At 74.0% G+C, this 15451-nt stretch carries 11 protein-coding genes, 2 tRNA genes and 1 pseudogene; 5 read left to right on the plus strand and 9 right to left on the minus strand.

All coding sequences use genetic code 11. The features are described from left to right. Positions 1-21: 21 nt before the first annotated feature. Complete coding sequence (locus tag E6W39_RS27445) at positions 22-444, minus strand: MarR family winged helix-turn-helix transcriptional regulator (protein ID WP_141635778.1); 423 nt, start codon at positions 442-444, stop codon at positions 22-24. Between the two features lie 123 nt (positions 445-567). Here E6W39_RS27445 and E6W39_RS27450 point away from each other — a divergent pair, with 123 nt between their 5' ends. After that, entirely contained in the window at positions 568-1386 is an 819-nt protein-coding gene (locus E6W39_RS27450) for an SDR family NAD(P)-dependent oxidoreductase (RefSeq protein ID WP_141635779.1), read from the plus strand. A gap of 89 nt (positions 1387-1475) precedes the next feature. Next, positions 1476-1742: a hypothetical protein gene (locus tag E6W39_RS27455; RefSeq protein ID WP_141635780.1), complete on the plus strand. Its 267-nt coding sequence runs from the start codon at positions 1476-1478 to the stop codon at positions 1740-1742. Between the two features lie 42 nt (positions 1743-1784). On the opposite strand, the pseudogene E6W39_RS27460 reads toward E6W39_RS27455, so the two are convergent. Next, positions 1785-4969 (minus strand): annotated as a pseudogene (locus E6W39_RS27460) (S41 family peptidase). Positions 4970-5109: 140 nt separating this feature from the next. Further along, positions 5110-5183 (minus strand) — tRNA-Lys (locus E6W39_RS27465). 151 nt (positions 5184-5334) lie between these two features. Between E6W39_RS27465 and E6W39_RS27470 the strand changes: the two genes are divergently transcribed. Together E6W39_RS27470 and pgi are read left to right on the plus strand one after the other, a co-directional pair. Further along, entirely contained in the window at positions 5335-6915 is a 1581-nt protein-coding gene (locus E6W39_RS27470; RefSeq protein ID WP_141635781.1) for a Na+/H+ antiporter, read from the plus strand. 142 nt (positions 6916-7057) lie between these two features. Beyond that, on the plus strand, positions 7058-8719 hold the full coding sequence (gene pgi, locus E6W39_RS27475) for a glucose-6-phosphate isomerase (RefSeq protein ID WP_141635782.1): 1662 nt from the start codon (positions 7058-7060) through the stop codon (positions 8717-8719). Between the two features lie 108 nt (positions 8720-8827). On the opposite strand, the gene E6W39_RS27480 is transcribed toward pgi, so the two are convergent. The 6 genes from E6W39_RS27480 to E6W39_RS27505 all read right to left on the minus strand — a co-directional run bounded on the left by E6W39_RS27480 (position 8828) and on the right by E6W39_RS27505 (position 14580). Next, a tRNA-Lys gene (locus E6W39_RS27480) sits at positions 8828-8901 on the minus strand. A 96-nt stretch (positions 8902-8997) separates the two neighbouring features. Continuing rightward, positions 8998-9654: a bifunctional DNA primase/polymerase gene (locus tag E6W39_RS27485; protein ID WP_141635783.1), complete on the minus strand. Its 657-nt coding sequence runs from the start codon at positions 9652-9654 to the stop codon at positions 8998-9000. Between the two features lie 180 nt (positions 9655-9834). Continuing rightward, a complete protein-coding gene (locus tag E6W39_RS27490; RefSeq protein WP_141635784.1) occupies positions 9835-10179 on the minus strand; it encodes a hypothetical protein in 345 nt (114 codons plus the stop codon). Between the two features lie 134 nt (positions 10180-10313). Further along, positions 10314-11759, minus strand: coding sequence for an AAA family ATPase (locus E6W39_RS27495; RefSeq protein WP_141635785.1), 1446 nt, complete (start codon positions 11757-11759; stop codon positions 10314-10316). Next, positions 11756-13405, minus strand: coding sequence for a hypothetical protein (locus E6W39_RS27500; protein WP_141635786.1), 1650 nt, complete (start codon positions 13403-13405; stop codon positions 11756-11758). Before E6W39_RS27500 ends, E6W39_RS27495 begins: the two co-directional genes overlap by 4 nt. After that, entirely contained in the window at positions 13402-14580 is a 1179-nt protein-coding gene (locus E6W39_RS27505; RefSeq protein ID WP_141635787.1) for a hypothetical protein, read from the minus strand. Before E6W39_RS27505 ends, E6W39_RS27500 begins: the two co-directional genes overlap by 4 nt. Before the next feature lie 216 nt (positions 14581-14796). Here E6W39_RS27505 and E6W39_RS27510 point away from each other — a divergent pair, with 216 nt between their 5' ends. Then, positions 14797-15447 (plus strand): histidine phosphatase family protein, encoded by a 651-nt coding sequence (locus tag E6W39_RS27510; protein ID WP_141635788.1) that lies wholly within the window; start codon positions 14797-14799, stop codon positions 15445-15447. Positions 15448-15451 lie beyond the last annotated feature (4 nt).

The raw sequence follows: 15451 nt of genomic DNA on the forward strand, positions 1-15451 counted from the left end.
ACGGCAGCGCCTTTTCGTCTGTCAGCTCTCCAGGACCAGTTGCAGCATCTGACGCAGCTGCTCCCGCTGATCGGGGCTGAGCAGGCCGAACGGGTCGTTGCCCCACGGCCGCCCGGCCCGCAGCGCGGCGGCGACCGCGTGCCCGGCCTCGGTGGCGGCGACCAGCTTGACCCGGCGGTCGGCCGGGTCGGGGCGGCGCTCCACCAGCCCGCGCTGCTCCAGCCGGTCGATGATCGCGGTCACATTGGACGGCTCGGCGTGCACCTGGTCGGCGATCGCCCGCATCCGCACCGGCTGGTCGACCGCCAGCAGCGCCTTGGCCTGCTGCATGGTCAGCTGCTGCGCGGCCGCGGCGGTCTCCAACTCCCGGGTGTAGCGGCGGTTGACGGCGGCGAACAGGCCGACGAGCTGCTGGGTGAGGTCGTCCGGGGGTGTCGCAGGCATGGCTTCAGTCTACCGAGGTGCTTGACAGGTTAACTATCCAGGATCATAGTTATGGTAAACAGTAGTTATTGCCCATAAGTAAGTGCTCATGGGTAAGTGCTCCTCGAAAGTCAGGTGTGGAAGATGACCGCCAAGACCGTGCTGCTGACCGGTACCTCCTCCGGCATCGGGCTGGCCGCCGCCGTGGCCGCCGCCGAGGCCGGCTGGCACGTGATCGCCACCATGCGCGACACCGGCAGGGCAGGAGCGCTGCGGGCGGCCGCCGGCGACCGGGCGAACCTGGAGATCCGGCAGCTGGACGTCACCGACCCGGCCTCGGTCGCGGCCTGCCTGGCCGGCCTCGACCGGCTGGACGCCGTGGTCAACAACGCCGGCGCCGGACACGTCGGGACGCTGGAGCTGGAGAGCATCGACGACGTCCGGGCCGTCATGGAGGTCAACTTCTTCGGGGTGCTGCAGGTCTCCAAGGCGGCGCTGCCGCTGCTGCGGGCCAGTGGCGGCCGGCTGGTCACCGTCACCAGCGTCGGCGGGGTGGTCGGTCAGCCGTTCAACGAGGCCTACTGCGCGGCCAAGTTCGCGGTCGAGGGCTTCATGGAGTCGCTGGCCCCGGTGGCGGCGAGCCAGGGCGTGGCGGTCAGCGTGGTCGAGCCGGCAGCGGTGGCCAGCGAGTTCGTCCCCAATGTCGGCCTGGCCGACGACGCGGTGGCCGAGGCCGGCCCGTACGGCCCCGCGCTTCAGACCTACCTCGCCACCATCGGCAACGCCTTCACCGCTGCCCAGAGCTCGCGCGACGCCGCCCAGTCGATCATCGAGGTGCTCACCGCCGAGCGGCCGCCGTTCCGGGTGCAGACCTCGGATCGGGCCCGCACCGTGGTCGGCCTCAAGCTCACCGACACCGACGGCTCCGCGGTCCAGGCCGTGACCGCCGGCTGGATCGCCTGACAGCGGAGCGTCGCCGCCCGACGTGCGGGGCGGCGCGACCGGTGACATGTTGGTGACTGCCCAGGTCGCACGAACCCCGAGGAGGAGACATGGGCCTCATGGACCGGATCAAGGAGATGTTCGGGGGCGAGCACGGCGAGCACGGCGAGAAGGCCGGCCAGCGGCCCGACGCCGCCCGGCCGCAGGAGCCCGGCCGCGACACTCCGCAGTACCAGTCCGGCCAGCCCGGCGAGTACAGCGCCGACGCCGACGCCTTCGGCAATGTCACCGGCAAGACCGCCCAGGTCGAGGACGAGCAGGTCGAGCAGGCCAAGTCCGACATGACCGAGGAGGGTGGCCACGAGTGGGAGAAGTGACCGGATGACTGGTTGACGAGGCGCGCCGGACGGCGCGCCTCGTCAGTTGCGCGGCGGCAGCGGCGGCCGGCGCAGGTCGGGCCGGGGGGCGTCGGCCGGCGGCGGTGCCACCGCCGGGTGCTCGCGCAGCAGCTCCAGCGCCACCCGGACCGCCTCCGCCAGCTCGGTGTGCCGCCCGGCCGCCCAGTCGGCGGGGCTGCGCAGCACCGGGATGTCCGGCGCCACCCCGTGGTTCTCCACCCCGAAGCCGTAGCCGTCGATGAACCAGGAGGCGGTGGCCGGGATCTGGATCTGGGTGCCGTCGCCGAGCAGTTGCCGCCCGATGGTGCCCACCACCCCGCCCCAGGTGCGGCGGCCGACCACCGGCCCCAGGCCCAGCAGCTTCATCGCCAGGATGATCACGTCGCCGTCCGAGCTGGTCGCCTCGTCGGCCAGCGCCACGATCGGGCCGCGCGGCGCGTGGCTGGGGTAGCGCCACGGGCGGCGGTCCCGGGTGAGGTCCCAGCCGAGCACCCGCCGGCTGAGTTTCTCCAGCACCAGCTCGGAGACGTTGCCGCCGGCGTTGCCGCGCACGTCCAGCACCAGCGCCGGACGGTCCAGCTCCCGGCGCAGATCCCGGTTGAACTGCGCCCAGCCGGAGCCGCCGAGATCCGGGATGTGCAGATAGCCGCACAGTCCGTCGCTGAACTCCCGTACCAGGGCCCGCCGTCGGGCCACCCAGTCCTGGTAGCGCAGCGGCCGCTCGTCGGTCAGCGGGGTCACCGCCACCCGGCGCACCGGGCCGTCGGCGCCGCGCCTGAAGGCCAGCTCCACGGTGCAGCCGCCGGTGCCGGCCAGCAGCGGCAGCGGGCCGCGCACCGGGTCCACCGGCCGGCCGTCGATCGCCACCAGTTCATCGCCCTCGCGCACCTGGTGGCCGGCCAGCGGGGCCCGGGCCCGCGGGTCGGAGGTCTCGCCGAGCAGCACCCGGCCGATCAGCCAGCGCCCGTCATGGTCGCGCCGGGCCGAGGCACCCAGCAGGCCGAGCGGCTGCTGCACCGGTGACGGACCCTCACCGCGCCGGGACGGGGTGACGTAGGCGTGCGAGGTGCCCAGCTCGCCGAGGAGCTCGCGCAGCAGGTCGGCGAAGTCGTCCGGGGAGGCGATCCGGTCCAGCAGCGGCTCGTACTGCGCGACCAGGGCCGGCCAGTCCAGGCCGCCCATCGCCTCGTCCCAGAACTGGTCCCGGACCAGCCGGGCCGCCTCGTGGTAGGCCTGCCGCCACTCCGCCCCGGGTGCGCGGTGTGCACGATCCGGCGCAGGTCCACGACGACCGTCGGCCCGGCCAGCGGCACCAGCTTGAGCTGCCCGGACGAGAAGGTGCTGACCGCCGAGCCGTCACCGGCGACCGCGAAGCCGTCCACCTGGTCCTGCAGCGTCGAGCGCGCGGCGGTGGCCAGGTCGAAGTGCTCCAGCGAGGGGCGGCCCGAGGTGTCGGTGGGGCTGGCGAAGGTCTGGCCGAGGGTGCCGGAGAGCGGCCAGCGCAGCCAGACCAGCCCGCCGCGCACCGCCGCCGGGGTGGAGTACTTGGCGGCGATCACCGGGAACGGCACCAGCCGGTCGCCGATCCCGTCCGGGTCGACCAGCACCGTGCCGTCGCCGGGCGCCGGATCCGGCTCGTCGCCGACCGCGGCGGCGAACGGCGACGGGGTGTCGGCCGCCAGCGGCACCAGGTACGGGCGGCAGCCCAGCGGGAACGACAGGTCGCCGGTGTGCACGTCGTGCACCGGGTCGAAGCCGCGCCAGGAGAGGAAGACCAGGTAGCGGCCGTCCCGGGTGAAGACCGGCTGCTCGTCCTCGAAACGGCCGTCGGTGACGTTCAGCGGCAGCGCCTCGGTGCCGCGGTCCAGCCGGACCAGCCGGATCCGGCGCAGCGAGCGCCCGGCCACCGGCTGCGACCAGGCCAGCCAGCACGAGTCGGGGGAGAAGGCCAGGCCGCGGATCGGGCCGAAGGTGGAGCGGGCGAGCTCGCGCACCGCGCCGTCGGCGGCGTCCACCAGCAGCAGCCGCCCGTCGCCCGCGGCGACGGCCAGGGTGGCGCCGTCCGGGGTGGCGACCAGCTCCAGGACCCGGCCGAGCCGCCCGGCGGCCAGACGGCGGGCCTCGGTGCGGGCGGCCTGCCCGGGCAGCGGGGCGATCTCCAGTGCATCGTCGCCCTCGGCGTCGGTGACCCAGGCCACCGCCCCGGTGTGCCCCAGCACCACCGGCAGCCGGGCCCGCACCCCGGGCGTGTCGGCCAGCGCCCGGGCCGGGCCGTCCCGGTGGGTCAGCCAGTAGAGGCTGCCGCGCACCCCGATCACGCCGGACTTCCCGGTGCTGTCGCAGATCAGGTCGTTGAGGAAGCGGGCGGTGGTGATCTGGAACGGCCGCCGGCCGGTCCGGCTGCCACCGAGCCGGACGTCCAGCCGGCGCGGCCCGGGTGTGTCGAGGCCGTCCAGCAGCCAGATGTCCCCGGCGTGCTGGTAGACCACCCGGCGGCCGTCGGTGGCGGCCTCGCGGGCGAAGAACGTGTCGTGGTCGGTGTGGCGGCGCAGGTCGGAGCCGTCCGGGGCGCAGGAGTAGAGGTTGCCGATGCCCTCGTGGTCGGAGAGGAAGGCCACCCGATCTCCGACCAGCATGGGGGAGGCGAGGTGGCCGCGCAGCTCGGGCAGCAGCCGCTCGCCGTCCAGCCAGAGGATGCCGGTGGCGCCGCCCCGGTAGCGCTTCCAGGCGGCCGGCTCGTGCGGGGCGGCGTTGGTCAGCAGCAGGGTGTGCGCCTCGGACACCTGGGCGTCGCGCACCGGGCCCCAGGGCTCGCGGCGGCCGGGCGCGCCGTTCGGCGGCAGCGCGTGCGCCCAGGTGTAGTGGGCGAACGGCTCGTGGTACGAGGTGACGGCCAGCACCTCGCCGTCCGGCAGCCAGCCGCGCACCCGGGTGTCCTGGCTGCCCCAGTAGGTCAGGCGGACCGAGGGGCCGCCCGTGCTGGGGGTCGTCCACACCTCGGGGGCGTGCCCGGCCCAGCTGGTCCAGGCGACGGTGGCGCCGTCGGGGGACAGCCGGGGGTGGCTGACCCGGGTGCGGTCGGCGGTGAGCCGCCAGGCGCGACCTGACACCGAGTCGGCTGCGAGCGGTGCCAGCCAGACGTCGTCCTCGGCGGTCAGTGCCAGCAGGTCGCCGTGCAGATGGGGGAAGCGCAGGTAACCACTCACAGGCCCATCCTTCGATGCGCCCCGGGACCCGGCAAACGGAAGCGGACGCGGGTGCTCCGGTAGCTGCCGTCGGGGGAGCCGCCAGGAGTGCCGGAAACACCGAAGGCCCCTCGCTCTCGCGAGGGGCCTTCGGCTGTCGGTGCGCCGCCAGGGACTCGAACCCCGGACCCGCTGATTAAGAGTCAGCTGCTCTAACCAACTGAGCTAGCGGCGCCTGCTGACGTGGAGAACATTACCTGGTCACCGGCCGAATCGCCGAATCGGGGTGGGGCGCGGCGCCGGCCCTGGGGACCCGGCGCGCCAAGGGGATGAGATGGTTTGTCATATCTACACTCTTCCTGTCCGAATAGGAGGGGATTGGTTCCGTGGGCCAGCTCTCGCTGCTGTTTCTGGTGCTGCTCGCCTCGGTGGTCACCGTGCCGGTGGGGCGGCGGACCGGCATCCCGCAGCCGGTGCTGATGACCCTGATCGGGCTGGTCTTCGCGGTGGTGCCGCAGATCCCGAACATCGGGCTGGAGCCGGCGCTGATCCTCCCCCTGGTGCTGCCGCCCCTGGTCTTCGGTGTCGCCCGGCGGGCCTCGCTGGTCTACTTCCGGGCCAATCTGCGCTCCGTCCTGCTGCTCGCCGTCGCCCTGGTGGTGATCACCACCACCGCCGTGGCGGGCGCCTTCCACGCGCTGATGCCGGCCGCGCCGGTGGCCGCCGCGGTGGCGATGGGCGCGCTGGTCTCGCCGCCCGACCCGGTGGCCGCGGTCGCGGTGGCCGGCAGCGTCGGACTGCCCCGGCGGCTGGTCGCGGTGCTGGAGAGCGAGGGCCTGTTCAACGACGTCACCGCGATCGTGATCTACTCGCTGGCCGTCGAGGCCGTGGTGGCGGGCGACTTCTCGGTGCCGCACGCGCTGCTGCGGTTCGCCGAGTCCGCGGTGCTGGCGGTGGTGATCGGGGTGGCGCTCGGCTGGCTGACCACCAAGGTGGCGACCCTGCTGGACGACCCGACCCTGCAGGTGGCACTCAACCTGCTGGTGCCGTTCGCCGCCTATGTGCTCGCCGAGGAGGCCGAGGGCTCGGGGGTGCTCGCCGTGGTGGTGCTCGGCCTCTACCTCGCCGAACGGGCGATCCACGCCGACGACGTCTCCTACCGGCTGGTCGGCACCGCCTTCTGGGACATCGTGGAGACCCTGATCACCGGGGTGGCCTTCGGGCTGATCGGGCTGGAACTGGCCACCGTGCTCAAGGACGTCGGGGCCGGCTGGCACAGCATGCTGGGGGACGCGGCGGTGGTGATCGCCGTGGTGGTGGGGGTGCGGCTGGTCTGGCTGCTGCCGGCCGCCTGGCTCTCCGACCGGCTGAGCCACGGCACCGAGGACACCCCGCTCAGCTGGCGGGAGAGCGTGGTGCTCTGGTGGTCCGGGATGCGCGGGGTGGCGACGGTCGCGCTGGCGCTGGCCGTCCCGCTCACCGTGCACGGTGGCGCGCCGTTCCCCGGGCGGTCCCGGATCGTCTTCGTCGCCTTCTGCGTGGTGCTGTTCACCCTGGTCGTGCAGGGGATGACGCTGCCCTGGCTGGTCTGGCGGCTCGGCATCGACCCGCACCTGGACCGGCGCGAGCAGGAGCAGCGGGAGCTGTGGTGGCGGGCCAGCAAGGCGGCCCTGGAGCGGCTGCACGAGCTGGCCGACCAGGACAAGTTGCCCGGTGAAATCGTGGAGAAGCTCCGGGAACGCCAGCATGACCGGATGGCCCGGCTCTGCCCCGAGCAGTACGAGCAGGAGGAGGCCGAGGAGGCCCACGAGCGAGCCGGGGTGCTGCGCAAGTTCCGGGCCCTGGAACAGGACTTGCTGGCCGCGTCCCGGCGGGAGATCGTGCAGGCGCGCAGCGAGCCGGGCGCGGATCCGGAACTGGTCGACGAGGTACTGCGTGGACTGGACCTCCGGTCGGAGCGGAACTGACGGCACTGCGTCAGGTGGTGGTGGCGCCAGGTGTGCTGACTGTTCCGTAGGCTGAGTGCGGTCGAGCCGCCGAATGCGTCGGCGCTACCCGGGTCCGTCCCTCCGGGCCCCAGCCGTCCCAGACCGATCAGAGGAGAAACCGATGCCGCAGACCCCCGCCGGCCCGAGCGCCCCGCAGAAGTGCGCCCAGCAGTGGGCCGCCCTCGCGGAGCACCGCGAGAAGCTGGGTGACCTGCACCTGCGCGAGCTGTTCGCCGCGGACCCGCAGCGCGGCAGCCGCTACACGCTGCAGGTCGGGGACCTGTATCTGGACTATTCCAAGCACCTGGTGACGGACGAGACCCTCGAGCTGCTGCGCTCGCTCGCCGAGGCCGCCGACGTGGCCGGCCTGCGGGACGCCATGTTCCGCGGCGAGAAGATCAACGTCACCGAGGACCGCGCCGTGCTGCACACCGCGCTGCGGGCTCCGCGCGGGGCCGTGATCGAGGTGGACGGCGTCAATGTGGTGCCCGAGGTGCACGCCGTTCTGGACAAGATGGCCGGCTTCGCCGACCGGGTGCGCAGCGGCGCCTGGACCGGACACACCGGCAAGCGGATCAGGAACATCGTCAACATCGGCATCGGCGGCTCCGACCTGGGCCCGGCGATGGCCTACGAGGCGCTGCGCTCCTACACCCAGCGCGACCTGACCGTGCGCTTCGTCTCCAACGTGGACGGCGCCGACCTGCACGAGGCGGTCCGCGACCTGGACGCCGCCGAGACGCTGTTCATCGTCGCCTCCAAGACCTTCACCACGATCGAGACGATCACCAACGCCACCTCGGCCCGCGACTGGCTGCTGGGCCGGCTCGGCGCCGGCCAGGAGGCGGTGGCCAAGCACTTCGTGGCGCTGTCCACCAACGCCGAGGGCGTGGCCGACTTCGGCATCGACGTCGAGAACATGTTCGAGTTCTGGGACTGGGTCGGCGGCCGCTACTCCTACGACTCGGCGATCGGCCTGTCGCTGATGATCGCCATCGGCCCGGACCGGTTCCAGGAGATGCTGGACGGCTTCCGACTGGTGGACGAGCACTTCCGCACCGCCCCGCTGGAGCAGAACGTGCCGTTCCTGCTCGGCCTGCTGGGCCTGTGGTACGGCCAGTTCTTCGACGCCCAGGCGCACGCGGTGCTGCCCTACTCGCACTACCTGTCCAAGTTCACCGCCTACCTGCAGCAGCTGGACATGGAGTCCAACGGCAAGTCGGTGCAGCGCGACGGCAACCCGGTCGGCTGGACCACCGGCCCGGTGGTCTGGGGCACCCCGGGCACCAACGGCCAGCACGCCTACTACCAGCTGCTGCACCAGGGCACCAAGACGATCCCGGCCGACCTGATCGGCTTCGCCAAGCCGGTCGGCGACCTGGCCCCTGGCCTGGTCGCCCAGCACGACCTGCTGATGGCCAACCTCTTCGCCCAGGCGCAGGCCTTCGCCTTCGGCAAGACCGCCGACGAGGTCCGGGCCGAGGGCGTGGCCGAGTTCCAGGTGCCGCACCGCACCTTCCGCGGCAACCACCCGACCACCATGGTGCTCGCCGAGGAGCTCACCCCGTCGGTGCTCGGCCAGCTGGTCGCGCTCTACGAGCACAAGGTCTTCGTGCAGGGCGCGATCTGGAACATCGACTCCTTCGACCAGTGGGGCGTGGAGCTCGGCAAGGTGCTGGCCAAGAAGATCGAGCCGGTGCTGCTGACCGGCGAGGGCGGCGACCACCTGGACAGCTCCAGCGCGACCCTGGTCGCCAAGTACCGCGCGCTGCGCGGGCGCTGAGCCTACGGGGGTGTGGGGCGACGCATGTCGCTCCACACCCGCCGGGCGTTTCTGTGAGCTGGAAACGCCGAAGGCCCCTCGCTTTCGCGAGGGGCCTTCGGCTGTCGGTGCGCCGCCAGGGACTCGAACCCCGGACCCGCTGATTAAGAGTCAGCTGCTCTAACCAACTGAGCTAGCGGCGCCTGCTGACAGAGAAGACTTTAGCAGCGCGGCAGGCCGAGCCCAAAATCGCTTTCCGGCTTCCCCGCCTTCCCCGGCGCGGGCGGCGGGGGCAGGGGTCAGGCCGGCGACAGCGGGCGCAGCAGGCCGGGGCGCGGGGCCAGCGGCTCCCTGGTGCCGGTCGGCTCCGGCAGGCGGGTCCCGAGGCCGCGCGGCTCCACCGCGTGGCTGTGCGGCTCCGCTGGGCGCGTTGCGCGGGCCGGTTCGGTGCCGCGCGCGGCCCGCACGCACGCCCAGAGCAGCACGCCCGCCCCCGGCAGCCAGGGCTCCCCGCTGTCGGGGGCCACGATCCAGCGGCTGTCGGTCGGCCCGGGCTCCGGCTGGTCCACCGCCCGGCGCACCGGCGGCACGGTGACCGCGTCCCCCAGCCCGTGGCAGAGCAGCGGCGGCACGTCCCGCGCCCACTCCTCCCAGGCGAGCAGGGTGCGCAGCCGGGGTGCGGCGCCCGGCTGGGCGAACAGCAGGGTGCGACCCCGGAAGCCCGCCACCGGGCCGCAGCCCGGCCCGGAGGCCCACAGCTCGTCCAGCACCCGGCGGCCGAACAGCGCCGGCATGCTGATCACGTCGAAGGCCCGCCCGCAGGGCAGCACGGCCGGGGCCCACGGCCGGGCCTCCCAGAGGGCCCGCATGCTGCGCGGGTATTCGCTGGCCGAGGCCAGCCAGGCCTCTCCGGCCCGGGTCAGACACGCCACGGATTGGTTGGTCCAGATGTCCACGCCCAGCAGGGTGCTCCCGGCGCGGGAGGCCGTGCAGCGAAAACCCCAATCGCCGGACAGCGGGACCGGTCAGGGCGTAGGGTTTCCCGCCGCATATGCCAGCGGCCTTGCTGCCACCCGATCGGCAGGCTGCCACGGGTTGGACGGCGATGGGACGACTGCTGCTCGATGGGGCGGCTGCTACTCGATCGGCCGGCGCTGGCGCAGCAGGCCGCGGCCGTGCTCGACCATCCGGACCGCGTAGTCGGCCGTCCAGTCGGCGCGGGCGGCGATCTCGGCGGGGGAGAGCGAGTCGAACCGGTGCGGGTCGGCCAGCTGGGCCGCCGCGATCGCCTGGTAGTCCGTCGCCCGCTCGGCCGCGATCCGGAACGCCAGCGCCAACTCGGTGGAGCGGCGCAGCAGTTCGCCCGGGTCGTCGAGGCTCTCCAACTGGAAGAACCGTTCCGGCTCGGCGGCCAGCTCCTCGGGTTCGAAGAGCAGCGGAGCCGGACGCAGCCGGCGCGGCGGTTCTTGGCGATCAGGCATGGGCGGGCACCTTCGGGACGGGAGAGCAAACTCGGCCGTCGTCCATTGTCGCTCCTGCCCCATCCAGGCGGAACGGCGCTCACGGACTCCGCACGCCGGAGCACACGTCGGCCCGAAGGTTTGGCCAGGTGTGATCAGAGCCGCACCCGGTGCTCGGCCAGCTCCGCCAGCACCCGGTGGTTGGCCTCCCAGCCGTCCGGGAACTGGGCGCCGACCCGCTCGAGCAGCGGGATCACCTCGCCGCCGATCCGCTCCTCCCAGCCCTGCGGGATCCGCATCGCACTGCCCAGCTGCACCGGTTCGGTGGCCGGATGCTCGTCCAGCAGCTCCGCGATCCCGGCCCGGGCCACCACGATGCAGGCGTGCCGGTGCCGGGAGGCCAGCACGCACAGGCGCCCGGTCTCCAGATGGAAGGCGGTCGCGTCATGCCGCCCGGAGAGCGGGTGCAGCACCACCGTGACGTCGTACTCGCGGCCCTGCAGCCGGTTGGCGGTGTCCACCGCGACGGCCGGACCGGCCGTCGCGTCCACCGGCACGCCCAGCTCCAGCAGCGCGGCCCGCACCGCCGCGGCCTGGTCGCGGTGGGCCGTGCCGACCGCGATCCGGTCGGCGGTCAGCGGTCGGCGGCCCTGCTCGGAGACCGCCAGCACACCGCGGTCCAGCAGTCGGCGGACCGTCGCCGCCACGGCCGCCACCGCCTGCGGGTCGGTGCGCACGGTGTACCGGGCGGGCAGCTCCAGCAGCGCCCAGCCGTACTCGGCGGCCTCGTCGATCGCCGCGTCCACCGCCGAACCGTCCGCCCGTGCACCCGGGAGCAGCAGCCGGTCACCGGGCCCGGTGCCGGACCGGAACGGCGTGTACGGATAGAAGGCCTCCGACACCAGCGGCGCCGCCGAGGCCGGCAGCCGCCAGGAGACCGGCAACCGGTGCGGCCGGATCGCCGGATTGTGGGCCAGCAGGGTGACCACCGCGCTGTTCGACGGATCGTGGCTCAGGCCGCTCCACTGCTCGGTGCCGATCACGGTGAACGGGTCCAGCTGGCCCGGATCGCCGACGAACAGGGCGCGCTCGAAGAGCCGGGCCACGGCCAGCAGGGCGTCCGAGCGCATCTGGTAGGCCTCGTCCACGATCGCGTGCCGCCACGGCTCGACGTCCCGCACCCACTGCCACTTGGCGGCGGTGGAGACCACCACGTCCAGCTCCAGCAGGTCGCCCGGCTTGGCGGAGGCGGTCACATTGGGATGCCGCACCGCCTCGGCGGTGGGCAGGGTGTCCGCGGCGTGCAGCCGGCCGATCGTCAACTCCGGTGCCTTGAGCGCCAGTCGGTCGACCAGGTCGTCCACCTGGCTGTTGGTCTGGGCGACGATCATCAGCCGCTCGCCGGCGCCGACCAGCTCCTGCGCGGCCCGCACCACCAGGGTCGACTTGCCGGCGCCCGGCGGGGAGTCGACCACCACGCCGCGCGGGGCGCCGGGCACGGGGCGCACCGTGGCATCCAGGATCGCCGCCACGGCGGCATCGGCGGCGGCGCCCGGATCGGTCGCGGCGGCGGTGTCGGCAAAGCTCACAGTGCTGGTCATGCCCACTCTTCGGCAGCGGCAGTCGAATTCTGGACGGCGGACGGAGGACCACCGTGTGTCCAGGGCGTGTCATCCGGCTCGGGCAGCGGCGTGGACTGACGTGGCGTCAACTCGAAGAGGGTGAACAGCACTCGCTCGCCCGGCTCGGGCAGCGTGCCAGGCTCCGGGTCCTTGCGCCGGCCCATGCCGCTCAGCACCCGTACGGTGATCAGCCCCTGATCGGCGTCGACCTCGGTGATCCGGCCCTTCTGGGCGCTCGGCGCCCCGATCCGGTGCACCTCGCGGCCGGCCTCGGCGTGCGGGTGGTCGGCGGTGCGCAGCACCAGCAGCGGGCGGGGCTTGGGGGTGCGTCCCGAGGTGTCGTGGTCCGGCACCACCGCCACCACCTCGGCGGCGAAGGCCTCACCGGCGAGCCGCCGTTCGGCCATCGCCAGCGGATCGTCCAGCGCCTCCTGGACGTCGAGGCGGGCCTGCTCGCGCTCGCGCTGGGCCAGCTTGCGGGCGGCCGTCACCGCGTCGTCCAGCCGGGGCTGCGGCGGCTCGCCGGCGGCCAGCCGGTCGCGGTGGCCGGTGTACGACCAGCGGTCGCCCTCCCAGCGCTCCGGCAGATGGGCGGCCGGCGGCAGGGCGCGCAGCAGCTCCAGGCCGGACCAGACGTCCGCCCAGGTGGGCAGCAGCACGCCGAGCAGCAGGGCGCGCAGCTGCTCGACGCAGGCCTCGACCGTCCCTGGGCCTTCGGCCGGTGGGGGCACCTCCCGGCCTCCCCCAGCCTTCGGCCGGGGGGACCCCCATGGCTGGGGGCGGACCCCCATGGCGGGCCCGCCGTGGCGGCGCGCGGTGAGCGCCGCGTCGAACCGGGCGATCGCCGGGGCCAGCAGCTTCTCGTCGAACCGCGGGTCGGTGGCCGGGCCGGCCGGCGGGTGCAGCAGCTGGCCGCGCTCGTCCCGCGCCGTCTCGGCCAGCTCTGCGGCCTGCGCTCCGGTGCGGCCGGCCGGCGGGTGGTGCCAGGCCAGTTGGGCGGCCAGGTGCTGGTCCTCCAGCAGCGACTGGCCGGTTGCCCAGTGCAGGGCGAGCAGACCGGTCATCGGCAGCAGCAGGCTGGAACCGGGCACCTGGGCGCGCTCGGTCAGATGGGTCAGCCAGCGGCCGAGCAGCGGCACCCGGGCCGGCGCCGGGTACGGGCCGGGATCCGGGTCGGCCGCGGTGCGGCGGAACCGGGTGGCCCGGCCGATCAGCGCCAGATGGCGGATGGCGCCCGCGTTCGGCACCAGCAGCTGCGGTGCGTCGGCGCACAACTCCCGGGTGACCGGGGTCTTCTCGCCGGTCACCGGGTCCTTCTCGGAGCCCTCGATCAGCTCCACCGCGTCGCCGAAGGACTCCAGATAGGGCAGCAGGTCGTCCGCGAAGGCGGCCAGGAACTCGGCGCGCAGCTCCCGGTTGAGCGGCTGCGGCACCACGTGCAGGCGGGGCGCCTCGCGCTCGGTGCCGAGCAGCACGGCCAGCGGCGCGCCGTCCTCGGCGGCGGTGGCCAGCGGGACCAGCACCATCGGGCGCTCCGACAGGTGCCGGTGGCGCACCGTGGCCAGCGGCTCGGCGTGTCCGCTGCGGACCGCCTCCAGCCGGGCCAGGGTGCTCAACAGGCTCATCGGGCCGCCTCGGTGAGCGCCTCGGCCCGCAACCGGGCCGCGTAGCGCAGGCGTTCGGCGGTCTCCTGGGGAGCCTCACTGGTCGCGTCCGTGGCGCAGGCCGCGCTCAACGCCTCGCCGACCGTGCGGAGTTCGCCGAAGTCCGCCCGGACGCCGCGGCCGAGCTGGGTGAGCGCGCCCGTGTCGCGCGCCTGGGCCCGGCAGTGGAAGCCGAGCTCGCAAGCGGACAGGCACTCCGGGCCGTAGGCGGCCGGCACCGACTCGACCGCCTGGGCCAACTCCTCGACCGGGCGGGTGGGTTGGCCGGCATCATCGGGGGCCAGGTCGAAGCTGGTGCCGGGCGGCAGCGCCTCCAGCAGCTCCTCGACCCTGGTCATGCGGGCCAACTGCCGCCGGGTGGTGGCCAGTTCCCGGCGGATGTCGAGCGCCGCCGCGGTCGGCCGCTGGCCGAAATCCTGCGGGCAGACCAGCAGCACGGTCAACTCCGGTGCGCCCGGCGCCGCGCCGTCGGCGTAGGGCCCGGCGCTGCCGTCCACTCCGGCGGCCTGCTGCAGCGCCAGCACATAGACCGCCGCCTGCCGGGCGGCCGCGCCCACCTTGGCGGGGTCGGCCGAACCGTCCAGCACCGGAAAGGACTTGATCTCCACCACCGTGGAGCGGCCGCCGTGCACCACCACCGCGTCCGGCTCCAGATAGGCCGGCGCGCCGGCCACGGTGAGCCGCAGCATGGGGTGGTCGAGCAGCGTCCAGCTCCGGGCGTCGGCCAGCGAGGCCTTGACCGCCTCGGCCAGCGCCTCGGTGGTGCGCGCCGCCCGCACGGCCGGGCCCGCGCCGGGCAGCAGATCGGGGGTGGCCACCCGGTCGTCGTCATGCGGGGGCAGGCCCAGGTGCCGGCGCAGCGGGGCGAGCAGGGCCGCGCAGCCGTCGGCCTTGAGTCGGGCCTCGAAGACCGTGCCGCGCGCGATCGCGAACGGGGAGCGGCCGAACGGCGCCGGATTGCCGAGCCGGCCGGCCACCGCGCCCTTGTCCACCCCGGCGGCGTCCAGCAGGGCGCGGCGCCGGCAGCCGGGATTGGCGGCGAGGGCGGCCAGCGCGCGGGCGTCCAGGCCCCGCGGTTCGGCCGCGCCGCGCAGCGCGGCCAGCCGCCGCGCGGGTTCTGCGAGCGAGACGTTCATGGTGCTCGCCAGTGTCGCATCCGCCGCTGACAGAACCCGCATCCGCCGCCGGCAGAACCGCACGCCGGGACGCCGAGCCCGGCGGTCCTGACCTGGAGTAGTGCGGGCCGGCCAGCCGGGGGGTGCCCGGCGGTAACCGGGGGGTAGGGAATCATGGCAGTGCCGGTACGCGTTTGGCGTACCAGCTCATGCCCCAGCTTCTCCCAGGAGTCCGCGATGCCCGCTCGTCTGATCCTCGTCCGCCATGGTGAGACCGCCTGGTCGGCGAGTGGCCAGCACACCGGCCGGACCGACATCCCGCTGACCGAGGAGGGCCGTGAGATGGCCCGCCGGGTCGGCGCCCGCCTGGCCCGCGCCCCCTGGAACGGCCTGACCGAGGCCCGGGTCTACACCAGCCCGCTCTCCCGGGCGCGCGAGACCGCAGAGCTGGCCGGCTTCGGTGCCCGGGCCGTGGACCGGCCGGAGCTGATGGAGTGGGACTACGGGCAGTACGAGGGCCGCGCCGGCGCCGAGATCCGCGAGCACGACCACCCGGGCTGGCTGATCTGGCGCGACGGCGTGCCCGGCGGCGAGAAGATCTCCGACGTGGCGGCCCGCGCCGACGCCTTCCTGGCCGACATCGAGCAGGACCACGGCACCCCGCACCCCGAGACCACCACGATGCACGCCGCCGACAGCGACGTGGTGGTGTTCGCCCACGGCCACCTGCTGCGGATCCTCGCCTCGCGCTGGCTCGGCCAGGCCCCGGAGTTCGGCCAGCGGCTCAAGCTGGGCACGGCCGCGCTCTCGGTGCTCTCCTGGGAGTACGGGCTGCCCGCGATCGAGATCTGGAACGACCACAGCCACCTGGACGGCCTGGTCGGCTGACGCG

The organism is Kitasatospora acidiphila (assembly GCF_006636205.1).
GTDB lineage: Bacteria > Actinomycetota > Actinomycetes > Streptomycetales > Streptomycetaceae > Kitasatospora > Kitasatospora acidiphila.